Origin of the sequence: Pseudoalteromonas luteoviolacea S2607 (assembly GCF_001625575.1) — a bacterium.
GTDB lineage: Bacteria > Pseudomonadota > Gammaproteobacteria > Enterobacterales > Alteromonadaceae > Pseudoalteromonas > Pseudoalteromonas luteoviolacea_E.
Genome location: NZ_AUXV01000004.1, coordinates 23,406 through 41,301 on the forward strand (window position 1 = coordinate 23,406; position 17,896 = coordinate 41,301).

Genomic DNA, 17,896 nt, shown 5'->3' on the forward strand with positions numbered 1-17,896 from the left:
AATTGCAACACAGATCACTAAGCCCTTTTATGAAATGCTAAACCAGCGACCTTAATTTGATGGCTAACGACACAAATTGCCTCTCAACTTCTTATTGTAGGTACCTGTTGAGTTAGGTAATTGATTGTAAGTAATTGTTATATCTTATTTATCTCAATTTTATTTGTTGTTAGCATATGTTTAAGCATACGCTTTTTAAATAATAAACATAATTACTAAAAGGATAATTAGTATGACAATCAAGATTAATAAAGCCCTTAAAACAATCACTTTGTTACTTGGTGCTTCTACTTTGTATACGCATGCACAAGATGCTCAACCAATGTCGTGCCATTGGCAGCTGACAAATCAGAACGAGATAGGTACCTTCGAAAGTCAATACTGTAGTCACCCTACGGATGCGCAAGCCCCCGACATCGTTGTCGCTAACAGGGCTATTGTTCCAAGTTATGGAATTTGTAATGTCGAAAGACTTGATGGATATCGCACAGACCTCAAAGGTACAGTTCAAATAACAGGCCCAACGACTTCATGCTATGGACATTCAGTGTCTTTTTTGCCTGCTCCCCAAAAACGACTTGTAGAGGGAGTAGAAGAGACATTACTCGAGTGTAATTGGGAAGCGGGTCAAAACAACTCCCAAAAACTTATGTGCAGTAACCCACTAGGCCAAATAAATCCAGTACTTATGGCTTCTAAGCTGCAGTCAGGTAACTCCTCAACTTGTACATTATATTTTAATCGTGTTGCACTCGATTATTTTGAAGGTGGTACTGTTATTGTCAATGAGCCAGCACCTAGTGCCTGCGATGTAGACCCAATTTACTTTAGACCCTTCCCCGAAACGCGTGTTATTGATGGCGCAGAAGCCGTGCTGCTCAAATGTGAATGGCGACGAGATAGCAGCACAGTGGAAGTCAAACAGTGTTTAGATGTTGGTGTTGAAGGCAATGAAATTGCTGTTGCGTATCGGATGAATGGAGTAGAAATATCATTATTATCCTCTGCAAACAGGACGTTGACCAACGGGCAAATCATTGAAGCGAAAGAGCTGAGTTCGATTTTTCCACCGCTCTATTTTAAGGCAAATTAAGTGGTTCGCTAATAATAGGGCATATATCTAATCTTTAGATATATGCCCTTACTTTAAGGTGCAAACTTAGGGTCTTGTCGTTTTAGCTCATGTTAGGTAACTCTTTTGTTGATTTAATTAACAATTTTTTCATCTAGGTTTGCTACTGTGTGTCTGCAAGAAAGACAGTCGCCACCGTGGTTAGTGCCTTTGCTCTCAATGGAATTCTTATAATGGGCACTCGTTAAAACGTACATGTCTTTAATTTTATTTCTGTCATTCACAAAGCTTATATTACTGCGTTATAGAATATATGAGTTTTGAGTATGCGGTGCTACGCACCCCTAATGCAATTGGCAATCATTATCGTTTGTGGGGGTTGATTTAGTTTCTGTATAAGTTTTTATTAATTTTTCGCTTCTCACTGTTACGAAAATAAAAATTTTTGTTGACTAATTTAAATGGTTTATATAGTTTTAAATCTGTTTTTAACTAAAACACATACAAGGATATTAAAATGAAACAAAAGAAGAACCTTAAAGTAAAAAAAATCAACCTAGTTGAACTTAAAAAAGTAGTTGGTGGTGAAGTTGCTAACCAAAACTACCGTGCAGCTCGTGTAGAAGCGTCTGAATATTACGCAATTCACTAATATACGAAATATGCATGAGGTTTAGCTAGTCACTTTACTGGCTGGCTAAGCCTATTTAAACCTCCTAATATTAATGTAGTTGTCTTTTAACATTATTAATAACAAAAAGTAATATCAAAATCATAGATAGCTGCACTCATCTAAAGACGCTTTTATAACTAGCTCAAGTCAGATTTATTTATGGACTCTACAATGAAAGTTTATTTTTTTGTCACGGGTAATTTAGCTGCGGAAACACTGCTGATTGCGGCAGATGAACTAAAAAGTAAATGCCCTGATTTAGAGGTAGAGTTGTTGACGGATGGCATTTTACCTACCTTATCTAACGATTTAGTCTCTTCCACTATGAAACCGCACAACATGGAAAAAGAAATTGGGTTGGAAAAGGGAGATATCGTTATTACTGGCATGATGTGGCCCGGTGATAAAGAGAGAAAGATCTTTAGAGAAGCAAAAAAATCTAAGGCAAAATCAGTGGTTTTGCTTCAAGATATATCTGGTGACGCAAATAAGTTTATGTATCAAGGTACGTTGCATTTGCCGGACCATATTTGCGTATCGGATACACTTACGTACGAAAATCTATTAAATATAGGTATTCCTAAAAACAAAGTTGTCTCTTTAGGTAGCTTATATTTAGATAACTTGTTCAAAGAGATTAAAAAAGATAATTATTATAACAAAAATAGAAAAATTGGTTATTTAACTGTTCCTAACGAGAGTGACTTTAAAAATTGGGGTAGTTCTTATGGATACGATGAAGTCGAGGTTGGTGAAGATTTAATCGAGCTGGGTGAGCGGCTAAATATGGATTTAATTATCAGAAAACACCCCAAAGAGCACAATTCTGATAAATATGATTACCTAGGTTCTAACTCTATAGAATGCGAAGTAACAAGTCATAAAGATGCTTCAATAATTGATTTTATATCTTCATGTGATGTTGTGGTAAGTACATATTCAACAACATTAATAATTGCAAAAAAAATGGGGAAGAAAGTCATATCTTATCAGCCTACTAGCAATAATGCCTTTAGAGGGGATGTTTATAACCGCTTAGGTATCCCAGTCACCAAGTCTAAGGAAGAGTTGTATAGTTACATATTGGCTTCAAACTTCCAAGAAAGTAAGTGTGATCTTGGCAGTGTAATATTTAATTACAATCACTCAGGTGAAAAGTTCTCCTCTTTTATCGATGAGTTAAGATATTAAATTTATGATTGACGTTATTATACCAGCAACAAATAAAAAAGAAGTTGATAAAGTTGTCAATCACTTTATTACTCTGGGTGATTTTTTTGGAAAAATCATCATCGTTGACTTTGATAAAAGCTCTCCTTCTTTGACCCAGAAACAGGTCGAAGCGTTTAATCAGAAAATTAGCCTTTCATACATATTCGTCACCGAGCAAACGTATTTCAATAAATCTATCGCAATCAATATTGGTTACGAATATGTTACCAGTGAGCATGTCTTAATTTGTGATGCGGACGTTTTATTAGACAAAACATTTTTTGAATTAGCTTTTGAAGTTTGGTCAACCAACGGAGATACGGGATGTGTTTTTTCGCCAGAATATGTGATTGAGTCGGATAATGGCGAAATCAGAAAGGGTCCTGGGATATGTCTTTTGAAATCTTCCCATTATGAAAAAGTCGCAGGGTATTCCAGTGAATATATTGGATGGGGGATGGAAGATGTTGATTTCTTACAAAGGCTTGAATATATCGGCGTAGCGCCTAAAAAGATTGCCCACGCAATTCATTTAAGCCATTCAGATGAAGTGAGAACCAGAAACTACCACTGTGATTCAGTGTCTCAAATGAGAATGGAGAATCGTCAGCTTTTTTCAAAGAAACATGAATTTAAAAATCAATATGGCACTTTATTTGATGATGTAAAACATGTTTCTAGAGAGGTGTGTTTGTGTTAGCAGAAACAGATATCAGATTAGAAGTAGATCACTACGAAGAAATTAGAATTGAAAATACCAACCACTGTGGCTACAAGTGCTTTTTCTGTCCAAGGGAAGAGCTCACACGCGATCGTGGGTTTATGAGTATTGAAGATTTGGCACTTGTATTAGACCGAGTAGGCGAATACAAAGGCAAAGTTGACCTGCATGGGTTTGGTGAGCCTTTGCTTGATAGATCCCTTGCACAAAAAGCGAGCTTAATTAAAAAAGTATGGCCGGAAGCAAAATCGAGGATCATCTCCACTTTGGGGATACCACTTAAAGATAATGCGATTGACGAAATTGTTACCAGTGGGCTCGGTACCATAGAAGTGAGTTTCTATGGTGTTGACGAGGCTTCTTATAAAGAGTCCCATGGTGTAAATAAATTTGAGCGAGTAAAAGAAAACATAGAAAGGATAATGTCTCGAGTTCGCGCTTTAGGTTCGTCGATGGAGCTCGTGATTAGGGAGTTTCCAACGCATGATGATATTACACAGCCAGGTTATACAAAAAGCAAAAAAGAAGAGCTCGCAACTTGGCTTCAAGATCAAGGCGTGAAGGTTTTCAGACAAAATGTCATCCATAACTATGGAGGCGGGCGCGCATATAACAAGCCTGAAACAAAGGGGGTGTGCTCAGTTGTTTGGGGATTTCGAAAACGTATTTTACAAGTAACCTGGGATTTAGACATTATTCCGTGCTGTTTTGATTCAAACTCAACAGTGATTTTCGGAAATTTAAGAAAGCAGCAATTGTCAGAGATATTTGCTGGAGAAAAGTACACAGACTTCATTGAAGCGCATAAGAAAAATGAAATCAGCCAATATGATGTTTGTGTAAAGTGTGAACGCTGTTTCAAGCCATGATGGATATGTTATGACAAACTTTACTGTGACTGATGACCCCAAAATATCTTGCTTATGTCTGACAAGCAATAGAATAAATGAATTTAAAAATGCTTACCTGTACTACCAAAATCAGAGCTACAAAAATAAAGAATTTGTGGTTGTATGTAGCGCGGATGACTATCCCACGGTTGAGTATGTTAAAGAGCTGCAAGTTAAAGATGAGAGTGTAAAAGCGTGTATCGTAACCAACAGACACGAGATTACACTAGGCGATCTGAGAAACTTATCAATCAATGAGGCCCAAGGTGAATATATTTGTATCTGGGACGATGATGACACATACCATCCTGATAGGTTGAGTGTGAGCCTTTCGGAGTTACGGCGATTAAATGTACCCGCTGTGGCGATAAGTAACGTGATAATGTTCGATGAACGAGATGGAAAAGCATATATTTCACCTCATAGAGAATGGGAGGCATCACTTTTTTGTAGTCGGCGTTTTCTAATTGAAAACAAATTGAAGTATCCGAGTTTGAATCGCGGTGAAGATACCCCACTGCTGGAAGCATTGAATAAAAATCTGTCTTTGATTTTTTATCCACACCTGTATATTTATAAAGTGCATAGTAAAAATACCTGCCCAACTGAACATTTCTCGAGGCTTATTTATCGCTCTATTCCCCTTATGCCTCATGAAAACACTTGGATCCAGAGCATTGTTAAAGGGTCTCTATTAGAGCACAAAAATTTTAATTGGCTGACAGAGGTCGATTATAAGCTCGCGCAAAGGCGGCCTTACAAACAGATTGTCGCAGAACTGGCAATAGAGGTTTAAAAAGATGAGATCATTTATCTTTGTGACTGCAATCATGGTGTTGTTTTTTTGTGGTCCAAGCGCAAGCAAAGAGATTGCACTTACATTTGATGATGCACCTTTACCGGGCAACAGTTTTATGAGCGGTGAAGAAAAGACACAAAAAATCATCAAAGGTTTGCAGGCGCAGCAAGTAAACGATGCCTTATTTTTTGTTACGACAAGTAATATAAAGGATGAGCAAGGCATTGAAAGGTTGAATACTTACACAAAAGCAGGTTTTCATTTAGGCCACCATGGTCATGGCCACCTTTCTTTGAATAAATCCACTAGTAATGACTATTTACTGGACTTTTATCAGTCCCATTTGATTCTTCAAAATTATGACAACGTTTTAAAATTGCACCGCTTTCCATTTTTGCACTACGGTGAAACTCAAGAAAAAAGAAAGCAAATTAAAGCAAGATTAGAAGAATTACAGTATCAAATTGGTTACGTTACTGTGGACAACTTTGATTGGTACATTAATAGCAAACTACTTGAAGCAATCAGGAAAAAGAAATCAATCAATTACAACCGACTCAAAGAAGTGTATATCGAAACCATTTGGCGCTCTATAGAGTTCTACGATCAATTGGCGGTTAAACACCTTGGCACAGAGGTGAAGCACGTTTTATTACTCCATGAAAACGAATTAGCAGCCTTGTTTATTGGAGATTTAGTGGCGCATATTAAAAGTAAAGGTTGGAAAATTATTGCGCCAAGTGAGGCGTATAAAGATCCAACGCTTATTAAATACAGCGCGAGTTTAGAGTTTAATAAGCAAGGCCGTGTTGCTGCTATGGTATACGATAGAGGTACTGATAAAGCTTTACTGAGATCTGAGACTGAAAATACAAAATATTTGGATGCGTTGCTCAAAACGCACGGTGTATTTAAATAAGTATGGAAATTAAAAAAAGAGTTTACCTTGTTGGTTTTGATTTAAGTGGCGGGCTTGGGCTACATCGTTATTTTGTTGACAATGGATATAGTTCCACGTTTGGTGATGAGGATGGTTTTTCTTCACGGACTTTAAAAAACTATCAAAACAACTTGCCACTGATCACAGGTTTTGAATCTTGCCAGTTTTTTACTCAAATTCAGCATGAGGGTAAAAATGGCGACTTTATCTATACACATGAAATATTGCTAGATTCGCTGATTGAGGAGCAACCCAATGCGCTGTTTATTTTCAATTACCTACCTGTTGAAGAATGGTTAGAACAAAGAGCGAGCTGCTATGGCTACTTACCCAAAGCGACTAAAGCGCTTGATTTAAGTGAAGCACAAGTGCTTGAACATTGGCGTGATTATTATCTGGCGTATTACGAAAAAGTGGTTAGTCGATTAGAAGGTGCAGAAAACTACTTTGCTTACAACCATTCAAATGAAAATGAAAGTGTACGTGAGTTAACACGCTTTTTATCGCGTCATGGTATGACCTTAAATTTAGCAGCATATGAACCTATCTCTGAAATAAGAGGAAGTACCGATCAGCGTTTTCACGTTCAGAATATACGTGAAGCAGCATTATATTTCCGCTATCACCGTTTCGATATAGATACCGCAATCAATTTACTGCAAGAGGCTGAAAAACATCAACCTTGTCGTTACTACTTTAAAGATGAATTGAAAAAATGGAAATTAGAAAAGAAAACTTGGAAGAGCGAGTAGAGCAGCTGCAAAGCTTAGGCTCAGATATTGAGCACATAAATGGGACTTTAACTAAACATTTACTGGGAACATACCACTTATTAAAGAGCTGGGACCTGTGCGAAGAGCTATGTTTGGCAGGCCTATTTCATGCAGTATACGGCTCAGATCCGACACGCTCTAGACTGTTAGGTGTAGAAAAAAGAGCAGAAGTGGCAAATATGATAGGTTCGAGGGCCGAAATGCTGGTATACATGTTTTGCTCTTGCGACAAACCTAAAGTGCTCCCGCAAATTGGTACACAATCACCAATCATGTTTATTGACCGGTTCACAGGAGAGCAATCACCTTTTCCTGAAGAGTTTCTCAATGACTTCTGTGAACTAACCATTGCAAACGACTTGGATGTGGCAAGAAACAAAGCGGTAGAACAGTATCACCAAGATCTGCTCAGAATGTTTAAAAATATGTATCCACTAGTCAGTGAGAAAACTCAGGCTGAGTTAGATAAGCTGTTTGTTCAGTTTCTTTCTTAAGGAGCTGCTTGTAGACATGACATTGCACAACGTCAAAAAGTCGGACTTACCTATTGGCTTTTTCCAAGTAATAAACGAGAAGTTGATTGTTGGCGGGCAACCCTCTGAGCAAAGCTTAATAATGCTTAAATCATATGGTATTAAAAGAGTGGTCAATTGCATTCCTGACTACGAGCAAAAGTGGAATGAGCAAGCAATTGTTTCCCGGTTGGGGATGGAATATTTAGGTGTCGGTTTTGACCGAACTTCAGGCATGACAATTGCCAATGCAGAAGCATTAATGGCCACTGTGAAAACATGTTCAGATCAGCCCACGTTCTTGCACTGTTTAACAGGAAATCGCATTGGCATTCTCATTGCGGTTTATCACTATTTTTTACTTGGAAAGCCTAAAAAAGAGGCTTTGTCGGAAGGGCTGTTCTGGGGCATGAGAGATAAGGCAGCATTTATGAACATTGTTGAGGAAAGTATCCAATGAGTAACTTCATAAAACTAGATGGTGTTGTCTTGAGTAACGTGGAGTTACCAGACAGCTTCGTCATATACAAGAATAAATCCCTGACAGATTTGAATTTTACTGATCCTGAGTTTGAACGTTACGGTGGTCGCAGTATCAGTAATCATGGCGGTGGTGCCAGAGCTGCAAACTATGGAAATTACCAAGTTAAAGGGGTTGGGTTGACACCCTTAGCAGGAGAGATCAAAGGGAGTAACTACAGTCATGGCACTGTGCCCTTATTAGAGGCTTTAATTGAAGCGGTCTATTCAGAGGTGCTTAAAAATGTGTTACCGGTTGGTGTTGCCGACTTTCATGGTGTGATTTGTACAGGCTCAAATACTGCTTTTGAATTTGATGAAGCCAAAGAAGGGGAGCTTAAAGCAACTCAGGGGGCGCTTTTTATAAGAGAAAAGTGTGAACGTCCAGCTCATTATTTAAGAGCTTATACCTTTAAAGTTAAACCTGAATATAAGGATGTTGTAGAGCCAGACTTAGAACGTATTAGGCGTGTAGTTAAAACACTGGCAGACGAGTGCGGTTCCCCTGAGGGATTTCTTGAATTTGTTGCTGGCTTTTTACAGGGCTGTGCTGAGCAGTTTGGCTTTGCACGTGTTGCAGGTATTACTCATGGGGCCATGACACCATCTAACATTATGATGGATGGTGGTTGGCTTGACCTTGTGACGCCTACATTTGTAGACAGGGGAAGAAATTATCGCGTAGCGAACTTAACCTACTATCAGGAGCCAACCATCGCTTTAGAGGTATCTCAAGAAATGTGCGATACCTATGCAAAATTTAATCAAGTGACCTTTGATACAAGTATTTTGCATGAATATTATACTTCTTCACTCGACATGAGCATTGACTACCACATGCCTTATATATTTGGTTTAGATCGGGATGTGGTGGAGTCACTAGAGCTTAATGACAAGGTTGCTGAGTTATTTGGCAAGTTTAAAAAAGCGCTTAATAAAGAGAGCAAAGTGTATTTCACAGGGAGCTTAGGAAATGAAACATCAAATACCTTTAAAGATCCATTGATAGCAGTCTTTACTCGGGTGCTTAATGACAAAGAATCTGTTGAGTATGATTTATATCATGCAGCTTACATTCAATATGAGCACAAAGCGCAAGTCACGTTTGAGGCTTTTGTAGTTCAATGCTTTATCAAAGCGATGAAGCGCGATTTATTGTCAGCACTTTATTTTAGAACGCATGTTGAAGATAACCTAGAAAAGTCAATTGAACTGGGCGGGCCGCAATGTATTCAAAATTTGATAGACGCTTATAGGTTAAGTGCCATGTGGGTGTTTGACGATGAGCTGAACAAAGAAGAGATCATTTACCAAAGTACAAACGGGTTATCTCGCTATGTTTTTGAAGGATTAACACTCAAAGTGGTGAGTGGAATTCAAGGTAGTGAGCGGCTGGTTTCGGCGCTAAGTTGTGAAGATATAAGTTGTGAATTTTTCCAGGCACATCAGGATATATTTTTGCGCTATTTTGACACTGTCAGTACGGTAATTGGAGAGGTAGTAGGTGAGTAACATACTAGATAAAGACACAGCTTTAGCTGACATCATGCGCTTTAGGGCGGGAATGAACCTAGAGACAAGCATAGAAGAATTTCGCCTTATTGATTATTCAATTGAAAGATCCAAGATATACATAATGCGTGACAAGGCTACTAACTTTGTTCAAGCATATGTTATTTGGGCAGATGTTATAGAAGAAACCTGGCAGCGCTATTTAAAGCTAGGTACTCTTCCAATTTATAGCTATGAATGGAATGAAGGTGATATCGGCTTGGTGATTGATGTGGTTTTTAATCCTACTTACCGTCTAAACATACTTGCGAGGGTGCCTGAACAATTTTTAAACCCTAAATACGTATATACACGAAATTCAAAACCATACAAGTTTGGCAAAGCTTTAAAGAAAATAGCGGGTATTAAGCAAATTTCAGAAGGGAAGCTTATTACCTTGTGATGTGCATAGCATAATTCAGGCCTTGTCTGAACTAATGCATTTCAGATAAATGAGTATGTGTAGAAGTTTACAGTTTATCGCGTTAAACATTCATATACTCATTTCACGGTAAAATCAGCCTAGCATGCGTAACAGTAATTACGCTCTGTTATTGAAGAACATGCCCTTATTGGCTGCGTTTGTCGCAGGGACATTGGAAAATAGCCCGCTTATATAGCTAGAAGCCTGACTTCTGATTAAAGATTGGACTTCGGCAAGCTCTTTATCAAGGCTTTGTTTCAACTTGGCTAATTCGTCGCTCTTGTCTACCTCACCTTTGTCTTGTTCAAGCTGCAAAGCTTTTATTTTCTGCTGAAGTGACAAAATACTGGTTACTTTTTTGTCTTTATCGCTGACTTCGTCACTTTTCTTTTCTTCTTTATTCTCCGAAGGCTTTTGTTCAGCGACGGTTTTGTTTGAATTTGAAATCTTCTCAGTTTCTGATGTGAGGCCCTTTTTGGATTGCTCAATATCTTCTTCATTTGATTTCAAAAGCGGGTTATAGCCAGAATACCCAGTCCCCAAATTGTTAATGTTCATGATTGTTAGTTTTTTGACAAAAATAGTGTGGAGTAGGTCAAAGCAAGAGTTATACCTAAAAAGTGTATATTAATTCCTACATTGGGGAGAATTTAAGGTATTAAAAGAATTTGCAATGGACGGCACGTAAACTTAAACCACTAAAAGCTTGGAGCATTAATAGCTGAACATACTAAAAAAGGGCCAAATGAGGCCCTTTGGTACAAAGGTAAATATATATAAAAAGGAACGTGTTACATCTTGTTGGCTGGTGGGTTGTCACTCAGGCAGGCACTATTAGGTCGCTCAGATAGTCGCCTCCAAACGCCCCAGGGGTCTTGGCTGAATGAAAGGCTCGGAGCACTCCCACCAACTATATACCATTCATTTTGATATTCATGGCAGTCTAATGAATCAATCACCATTTCTCCGGGTTGATCATAAAGTTTACTCGGGTCCCAATAACCATCTCGCACTGGTGGTGGTGGGGTGTGTGGGCCGTGTTCGAAAGCACATGTGTTGTCTGAATAAGAGAATTTAAGCTGAGCGCTCAAAGATACATAGGTTTCATCTGTGCTCGCTTTCAAAGCAGCTAAAGCGGTGTTTGCTTCGCTTGTGCATTCATACGTGCCATCGCTTGCTTTTAGTTGCGTAAATTGGCCATTGAGGTCGACCGCGATACGATTTTGTGAAAGTACAAATTCATTAACGTCGGCTTGATTCGCTTCGTTATTGGTAACGACCAGTGACGTATTTGCGGAATAGTTATAGAAGTAAAATTGCTTTTTCCCTTGTTCGTCGTACGGCCCGCCTTCGCCTAACTCATAAATAGGCAAGTTAACCATAACTTGCTCTAACACCCTACCAAATTGCGATTGGTAAGAAATTACTCCATTACTTTGAAGGTCATTGAATACGGTTTGTGCGGCCATTTTTGCTTTATTAATCACAGCTTCTGAGTAAAAACCATAGTTTTTTAAAAGACTCAGGTAATTATTTATATCCCTCCAACTAAGTTGAGTATCATAAAAGCTGCCTTGAGCGGCCGCAGAAGTGAGTGTGTTGGTTACATCTGGGATCTGCCTAATGTAACGAGCACCAAAATCATTTTGCTTTTGAAAACATGTCCAATCGTCTTCGAGATCTTCTTCGATAGAAACGCAGTGCTCAAATACGTCTTGAGATCGCAAGATCTGATCTTTGGCTGCATATGGACCTCGGTTATACATAAAAGACATCAGCATGGATAGTGCGTCAGGATCTTTGGACTGTTGAAGGAATAAATGCATCGAGTCTTGTGACAAATCTGACCCTTGATTCCAAGGAAGTGAGCCGCTGACGATGGCGAGTGCTGAGCCATTGTAAAACCCACTGCTGAGTGACGACCCTAAGATGTTTCTCGCAGGTCCTGTATGTGAACTAAGTACAGTTTTGGGGTCTAGGTTTTTAAAAGGCAGTGGAAACCCCCCACCTACTACTCCTTGTAGCTCCGCCCATGCACTCCCAGGGTACTCAATTTGCAATACGCCATCATCTTCGTCGACGCCTGCTGGCAGATCTTTACCAAGAGAGCTTTCTTGTAAGCCCTTTGATACAAAATAATTTGGGTTCATTTGTCTGTCAAAATAATCCCCAAAACGTTCTCCGGTTGCAAAGGGCTTGGTTAAATCGAATGTCCCGTTAACACCCTTTCTTAGTCCGTACTGCATTTGAATTCGACTTGAAGCGCTGGCGTGAGCAAATGCGATTGCCCACAATTTATGTTCAACTATTTCATCAGAAGAGGGGACCTCTCTAACACTGAGGTTAATTTGATTTGGAAATTCAGCCTGCCAGTCGATATGATAAAATTGCCCTGGTTTATTGCATCCCTCTCTATCGATATCGTAGCCTCCGTCTGGAGTTTCAATAATCTCGCAGTGGTAATTTACAGTGACTTTGTCGGCTAACAGAATTCGATAGTCAGGGTTTCCTTGAACGCTAGGTAGCAGCTGTTGGTATTCTTCTATATCAATGGTTTGTATGGCCGAAGCAGGATTATATAGTCCGCATAGTATGGCTGCATATAAAACCTTTATTGAAGCTTTTTTCATAATGTTCTTTCTCTTTTCATGTTGTATTTAGCACGCATTTTGACATCGCTGTCAGTATAAAATATACAATTTATTGTATAAAAAACAAGCTGAATAATGTTGCGGGTTAAAATGCTGTTTAACGCTTTGAATTTGAACCGACTAGTTAAGGTATTATCAACCGCATGCTTGCAGCTCAGAAAGCTGCTTTCATCTGCGTGTCTGACGTGAGAAGTAATCGTGAATCGTTATTGGGAGAGTTATGAACACCTTCGATTCCTGATTGAATTGCTAGATGCTACAGCACTGACTCCAGTGTCTTCTACTAGTGAGTTGGTAAAGAATTGCAAAAGGGCATAGTTATTCAATCGTCACTTTCTGCATGGATATTTTTCTGGATTTAGTTCATAAGCTATTGTAATTATTATTTATATAGCTGGTGGGCTTTGGCTTGGCTTTTACAGCTCCCACCAACTTTTACCTCCCATTTGTACTTTTTTAATAATCTTTTTATAAATTTACTCTTTCTTTCGGTGTTTTAAAAAACGATGTAAATAACTGATGTGGCTTTTTATAATTTAATATTTTTATGATTTATTTTATTTTTGTTAATGTATTATTTTTCTTTTTGTCTTTAAGTTTTTGTATTGTTTTGTTATTAAGTTGGTTTTATTTTTGTTTGATTAATTTTTGCATAAGTTGTGTTGGGTAATTGACTGTTTGTAAATTCTGAGGTTACTTTAAATTGACATTAAAAATAAAAAGGAAGATTTATGTTTAAAAGTGTTAGATTAATAAATCCAATTATATTTTTGAGTGCATTTGCAGCTAATGCAGGTAACGACCAAGCCAGTGAATATGAACTAGACCGAATAGAAGCCTTCGCTAAAATCTCTAATATTGTAGAGTATTATCATCCGAGTGAATCAGTTAAAACAACGGATTGGGAAGCTTTTTCTAAGTATGGAACCCATTATATTCAGCAAAATTTATCCCAGGACTTTACCACGCAACTAACTCATTTATTTGGAAAATTGGCACCACATGTAACTTTTAACGACTACCTCACCGAGCCGGAGAGATTGAATCGTGAAAGCGAAGTTATAGGGTGGGTAAATAATGGTTATCCTGGTAAACGCGGCCATTATTTATTTAGTAGGAAATTAAATTCTATAAAATATGGAGAACTACATACGGAGCCTTTTTTACCTCAGCAACAGGTATATTATACTGAGGTAAATGGTGTATATGTTAGGGTGCCAATGCTTCTTTTGGCAAACACCTCAGCAAAAGAGGGCGTGCCATATAAAGCACCTGATAATGTTGATATTCCAAACACGCTTGAAAATCCATATTACTGTTTTGGTAATATGAGCAAAGTCTGGGGAGTCATGGAGCATTTTGGTCAATATTTTCATCATATTCCAGTTAACTGGAAGTCAGAGTTGAGACCTCTATTGACTGCCTGTCTGACCCAAGACGGACAAAAAATTGGTGATGCACTGAAATACTCGTTAACGAAGTTACAAGATAATCATATACGTTTATTTTCGTATGACATTCCAGTTCAATATCATTGGCCAGATATCGGATTTGAGATGGTTGAGGGCAAACCCGTCTTGATATACAAAGGCGAGGGTATCGAAGGAATGGAAATTGGTGACGAGCTTGTTGCTGTTGATGGTCAGAACATTCATGAACTGATTAAAGAAAAGGTGGACTATTCTATGGCCTCCGAAAAAACGGCTGAAAGCATTGTGTTAGGCACTCAAGCTATGCTGAGAGCTAATCCGACGGATACCATTACATTAGACATTAAAAGTAAAGATAATCAACTGTCGTCACTGCAACTTAAGACTGATAAATTATATTATCAAAACTACGGACGCACCATAAATAGGTACATACACAGCGGCCAAGCCATGCATCAAATATTGGATAACAACATTCACTATTTTGACTTAAGTCAGGTAACAAATGAAGCACTTCCTATTTATATTCAAAAACTTGAACAAGCTAACGGGATAATTGTTGACCTTCGCGATTATCCAGACGATTGGTTTGCTTGGCAGAATTTTTTAATGGCAATACATGACGGTAAAATAGAAGGTCCAGCCCTATACAATCGTATACCCAACCACCCTGACTATGAACAGAGGTATGTACACAGAGTTAATGTGGCAAGGCTAGGAGCTAGTAAGGTACTGAACAAACCAATGGTCGTTTTAAGTAGTCGGTATAGTGTTAGCCGCAATGAATTTGTATTAGCCTTTTTCCAAAACCTAAATATTCCTGTTGTTGGCGAAGTGACAGAAGGGATAAATGGAGATGTGACAGAGTTATTTTACGGTGGTGGCGGGCCGAATAGAATGGTGGTTTCTTTTACAGGTACTGAAGCTCGTCAGGCTGATGGAAGTAAACTGATTGGTGTGGGTGTGCAACCTGATGTGCTTGTATACCCAACTGTGGAAGATATTAGAAACAATACTGATGTGATTAAAAATACGGCACTTACATATGTTCAGTCGTTAATAAAAAAATAACTTGATATATGGATGTACAATATAAAGGCCTGCTAGATCGCTTGTTATCAAGTAGGTCTTTTATCTGAATCTTAAGCTTTATTTTGTCTACCTTACATCTTGTCCTTGAATTGGCCACGTATTAACGGCCATTCGTAGAATTTTTGAGACTTTGGTTTTGCTGTTGAATACCCTAGGAGTAAGATGAAATCTAACAAGTATGATATGTGAAATCAGGAAGTTAGAATTTTATTGCCGCAACATGTGTGCCTGATTGGTCAGGTTTTGCTTTTGGGAAGTATTTTTATGATTAAAAAACTCAATTCGATTAAGTCACTTAGCTGTATGTTATTGCCTTCGCTCATGGTCATTTGGCATTCGGAGGCGTCAGCAAATAATAATGAGTTAAGTGGTTTAGTGCCAGACGACTACTTTGATTTTGTATTTATGAGCGAGCCGCAAATCGCGCCAGATGATGACACAATCTTATTTGTGAAAAGAACAGTAAATGGAGATGCAAGTGGTCGTAATAGTCAGATCTATAAAGTGAACAAATCTGGCATGGTTTCTGAGTTTACACAAGGCACTGGTGATCGCGCACCAAGGTGGTCTTCAGATGGTAATAAAGTTGCATTTATTCGCGCTGTTGATGGCCAATCTCAAGTTTTCATGATGCCAACCAATGGTGGCGAAGCTAAGCAGATTACAGCATTGACACAAAGCCTTTCTAGCTTTGAGTGGCTGCCGTCAGGTGACAAACTACTTTTGACACTGAGCGTTAACGCTGAAGAGGAAAAATCAAATGCTACTGCCGATTCGGCTTCACAAAGCATTGCAGCACAACGTGCGAAACCTGACATCGTTGTTGTAAAGCATGCCAAGTATATGGGCAATGGGTCTGGCTATTTAAGCGACAAGCGCAGGCACCTGTTTTTATTTGATATAAAAACGAGTGAATTAACGCAGTTAACCTCTGGTGAAAATTGGAACGCGAATAGCCCAGTTGTGTCTAGCGATGGCAAATATGTTTATTTTCACGCAAATAGAACTGGCCTAGAATATGAAGGCGATTCAAATTCAGATATTTTCCGTCTAGAAATCGCGACAAAAACAATCACCGCATTGACTCATCATGAGCATGCACAATATAGCGTTAGCTTATCCAAGCATGATGATTTGATGGCATACGTACACCAAGAAGACACGTATGAACAAGCAGATTTGATCGTCACAGGAAAAAACGCGAAAGTTAAAAACCTTACCCAAAACTTTGATAGAAACGCATCACATGCAATTTGGGCACCGGACAACCAGAAACTTTACTTTACAACCAATGACCATGGCGCTAAAAGGCTCTTTTCTGTGTCCGTAATAACCGGCGAAGTAACCAAACTAATTGACGAAAATAGAAGTATTAAAAATTTAGCTGTGTCCAATAATGGTGAATACTTAGTTTTTACAGTGGAGAGTTCAACTGAGTTACCGGAGCTATATCGATATCACATTAAATCAGAAGTGCTTACTCAGCTCACAAAGTTTAATGAAGTACTTCTCTCTAAAAAAGATATGTCGCCAGCGCAGTCGCTTTGGTTTACCAATGAAAAGGGTATGGAAGTTCAAGGCTTTATTCACAAGCCTCTGAATTTCGATAAAAATAAATCCTACCCACTGGTTTTGAATATTAAGGGGGGCCCCGGTGGTATGTGGGGACATCAGTGGTTTCATGAAAACCAGATGTATGCTGCACAAGGCTACGCAGTTGCCTATGTAAATTATAGGGGAAGCAGCGGTTATGGCACCGCGCATAGCAAGGCTGTGCGTAAGGATTATGGAGGTGCCGATTACAGAGATAACATGCAATTTCTTGATGAAGTACTTGCGCAAAATAAGTGGATAAACAAAGAGTCGTTGTATATTACTGGCGGTAGTCATGGAGGATTCTTAACAAATTGGATTACAACCAAAACCGGCCGCTTTAAAGCTGCTGTAACTCAGCGTAGCGTCAGTTCATGGATATCCGAGGCGGGTACTCAAGAATACACGCCAACTCAGATGACGAAAGAGTTTGGCGGTAACTTGTGGACCAATTTTGATGCGTATTGGGACCGTTCACCACTTAAGTATGCGGATAAAGTTTCAACACCAACGCTAATCATTCATAGCGATGCAGATATGATTACGCCAATTGGGCAAGGGCAAGAGTGGTTTTATGCATTAAAAGCTAACGACGTGCCTGTTGAAATGGTGATATTCAAAGGTGAAACGCACTCCCTTTCTCGCACTGGGACTCCTACAAACCTAGTAGAAAGGTTAACGCGTATAATGGACTGGTTTTCTCGCTATCACTAGTAATGGCTGGTTTGACCCAAGGTTTTAACTTGGGTCAAACTGTACAATACAGTGAGGTATGAGAAGTGTTTTATATTCCAATCTTAAATTTTCTCAGACAAATTCATTCAACCTCTAGTGCTTTGAGATTCGGCAGCCTTATGCAAGTACAAGGAGTATCTTAGCTAAGCGGTAAAACTCATTCTTAAGTGCTGTTTCCATTTTTGTGAATTTCATTATGGCACTCTACGAAAACGTACATGCGTATTTATGATGCGTTAAAGAGAATCGCAACATACGCATTCCTTGGTATAGTTAAAGCAAGTCCCGCTCCGACAGTTTGAAAATGAG

Annotated in this window: 16 protein-coding genes; 14 read left to right on the forward strand and 2 right to left on the reverse strand. The window is 38.8% G+C overall.

Annotated elements, in window-relative coordinates; translation table 11 throughout:
• Positions 1 to 232 precede the first annotated feature (232 nt).
• From N480_RS04055 to N480_RS04105, 12 genes are all read left to right on the forward strand, one after another.
• Positions 233 to 1,093: a hypothetical protein gene (locus tag N480_RS04055; protein WP_063371266.1), complete on the forward strand. Its 861-nt coding sequence runs from the start codon at positions 233 to 235 to the stop codon at positions 1,091 to 1,093.
• A gap of 496 nt (positions 1,094 to 1,589) precedes the next feature.
• Positions 1,590 to 1,724, forward strand: a complete 135-nt coding sequence (locus tag N480_RS25885) for a hypothetical protein (RefSeq protein ID WP_269200927.1) — start codon at positions 1,590 to 1,592, stop codon at positions 1,722 to 1,724.
• Between the two features lie 192 nt (positions 1,725 to 1,916).
• Positions 1,917 to 2,936 carry a hypothetical protein gene (locus N480_RS04060; protein WP_063371267.1) on the forward strand — a complete coding sequence of 340 codons (1,020 nt, stop codon included), beginning with the start codon at positions 1,917 to 1,919 and terminating at the stop codon, positions 2,934 to 2,936.
• A gap of 4 nt (positions 2,937 to 2,940) precedes the next feature.
• A complete protein-coding gene (locus N480_RS04065; protein ID WP_063371268.1) occupies positions 2,941 to 3,657 on the forward strand; it encodes a glycosyltransferase family 2 protein in 717 nt (238 codons plus the stop codon).
• On the forward strand, positions 3,651 to 4,547 hold the full coding sequence (locus N480_RS04070; RefSeq protein ID WP_063371269.1) for a radical SAM/SPASM domain-containing protein: 897 nt from the start codon (positions 3,651 to 3,653) through the stop codon (positions 4,545 to 4,547). The genes N480_RS04065 and N480_RS04070 overlap by 7 nt, the downstream gene beginning before the upstream one ends.
• Positions 4,548 to 4,557: 10 nt before the next feature.
• Positions 4,558 to 5,364, forward strand: a complete 807-nt coding sequence (locus N480_RS04075) for a glycosyltransferase family 2 protein (protein WP_063371270.1) — start codon at positions 4,558 to 4,560, stop codon at positions 5,362 to 5,364.
• A gap of 4 nt (positions 5,365 to 5,368) precedes the next feature.
• Positions 5,369 to 6,286, forward strand: a complete 918-nt coding sequence (locus tag N480_RS04080) for a polysaccharide deacetylase family protein (RefSeq protein WP_063371271.1) — start codon at positions 5,369 to 5,371, stop codon at positions 6,284 to 6,286.
• 2 nt (positions 6,287 to 6,288) lie between these two features.
• A complete protein-coding gene (locus N480_RS04085; RefSeq protein ID WP_063371272.1) occupies positions 6,289 to 7,059 on the forward strand; it encodes a hypothetical protein in 771 nt (256 codons plus the stop codon).
• Entirely contained in the window at positions 7,023 to 7,574 is a 552-nt protein-coding gene (locus N480_RS04090) for a DUF6817 domain-containing protein (RefSeq protein ID WP_063371273.1), read from the forward strand. The genes N480_RS04085 and N480_RS04090 overlap by 37 nt, the downstream gene beginning before the upstream one ends.
• Before the next feature lie 16 nt (positions 7,575 to 7,590).
• Positions 7,591 to 8,052, forward strand: coding sequence for a beta-lactamase hydrolase domain-containing protein (locus N480_RS04095; protein WP_063371274.1), 462 nt, complete (start codon positions 7,591 to 7,593; stop codon positions 8,050 to 8,052).
• Positions 8,049 to 9,623, forward strand: coding sequence for a hypothetical protein (locus N480_RS04100; RefSeq protein WP_063371275.1), 1,575 nt, complete (start codon positions 8,049 to 8,051; stop codon positions 9,621 to 9,623). The genes N480_RS04095 and N480_RS04100 overlap by 4 nt, the downstream gene beginning before the upstream one ends.
• Positions 9,616 to 10,065: a hypothetical protein gene (locus N480_RS04105; protein WP_063371276.1), complete on the forward strand. Its 450-nt coding sequence runs from the start codon at positions 9,616 to 9,618 to the stop codon at positions 10,063 to 10,065. The genes N480_RS04100 and N480_RS04105 overlap by 8 nt, the downstream gene beginning before the upstream one ends.
• A gap of 138 nt (positions 10,066 to 10,203) precedes the next feature.
• On the opposite strand, the gene N480_RS04110 is transcribed toward N480_RS04105, so the two are convergent.
• Both N480_RS04110 and N480_RS04115 read right to left on the reverse strand, forming a co-directional pair.
• Positions 10,204 to 10,644, reverse strand: a complete 441-nt coding sequence (locus tag N480_RS04110; protein WP_063371277.1) for a hypothetical protein — start codon at positions 10,642 to 10,644, stop codon at positions 10,204 to 10,206.
• Positions 10,645 to 10,877: 233 nt separating this feature from the next.
• On the reverse strand, positions 10,878 to 12,716 hold the full coding sequence (locus tag N480_RS04115; RefSeq protein ID WP_063371278.1) for a hypothetical protein: 1,839 nt from the start codon (positions 12,714 to 12,716) through the stop codon (positions 10,878 to 10,880).
• 752 nt (positions 12,717 to 13,468) lie between these two features.
• Between N480_RS04115 and N480_RS04120 the strand changes: the two genes are divergently transcribed.
• Together N480_RS04120 and N480_RS04125 are read left to right on the forward strand one after the other, a co-directional pair.
• The gene (locus N480_RS04120) at positions 13,469 to 15,238 is read left to right on the forward strand and encodes a S41 family peptidase (protein WP_063371279.1); all 1,770 of its coding nucleotides are present in this window, start codon (positions 13,469 to 13,471) and stop codon (positions 15,236 to 15,238) included.
• Between the two features lie 285 nt (positions 15,239 to 15,523).
• The gene (locus N480_RS04125; protein WP_081231736.1) at positions 15,524 to 17,566 is read left to right on the forward strand and encodes a S9 family peptidase; all 2,043 of its coding nucleotides are present in this window, start codon (positions 15,524 to 15,526) and stop codon (positions 17,564 to 17,566) included.
• Positions 17,567 to 17,896: the final 330 nt, after the last annotated feature.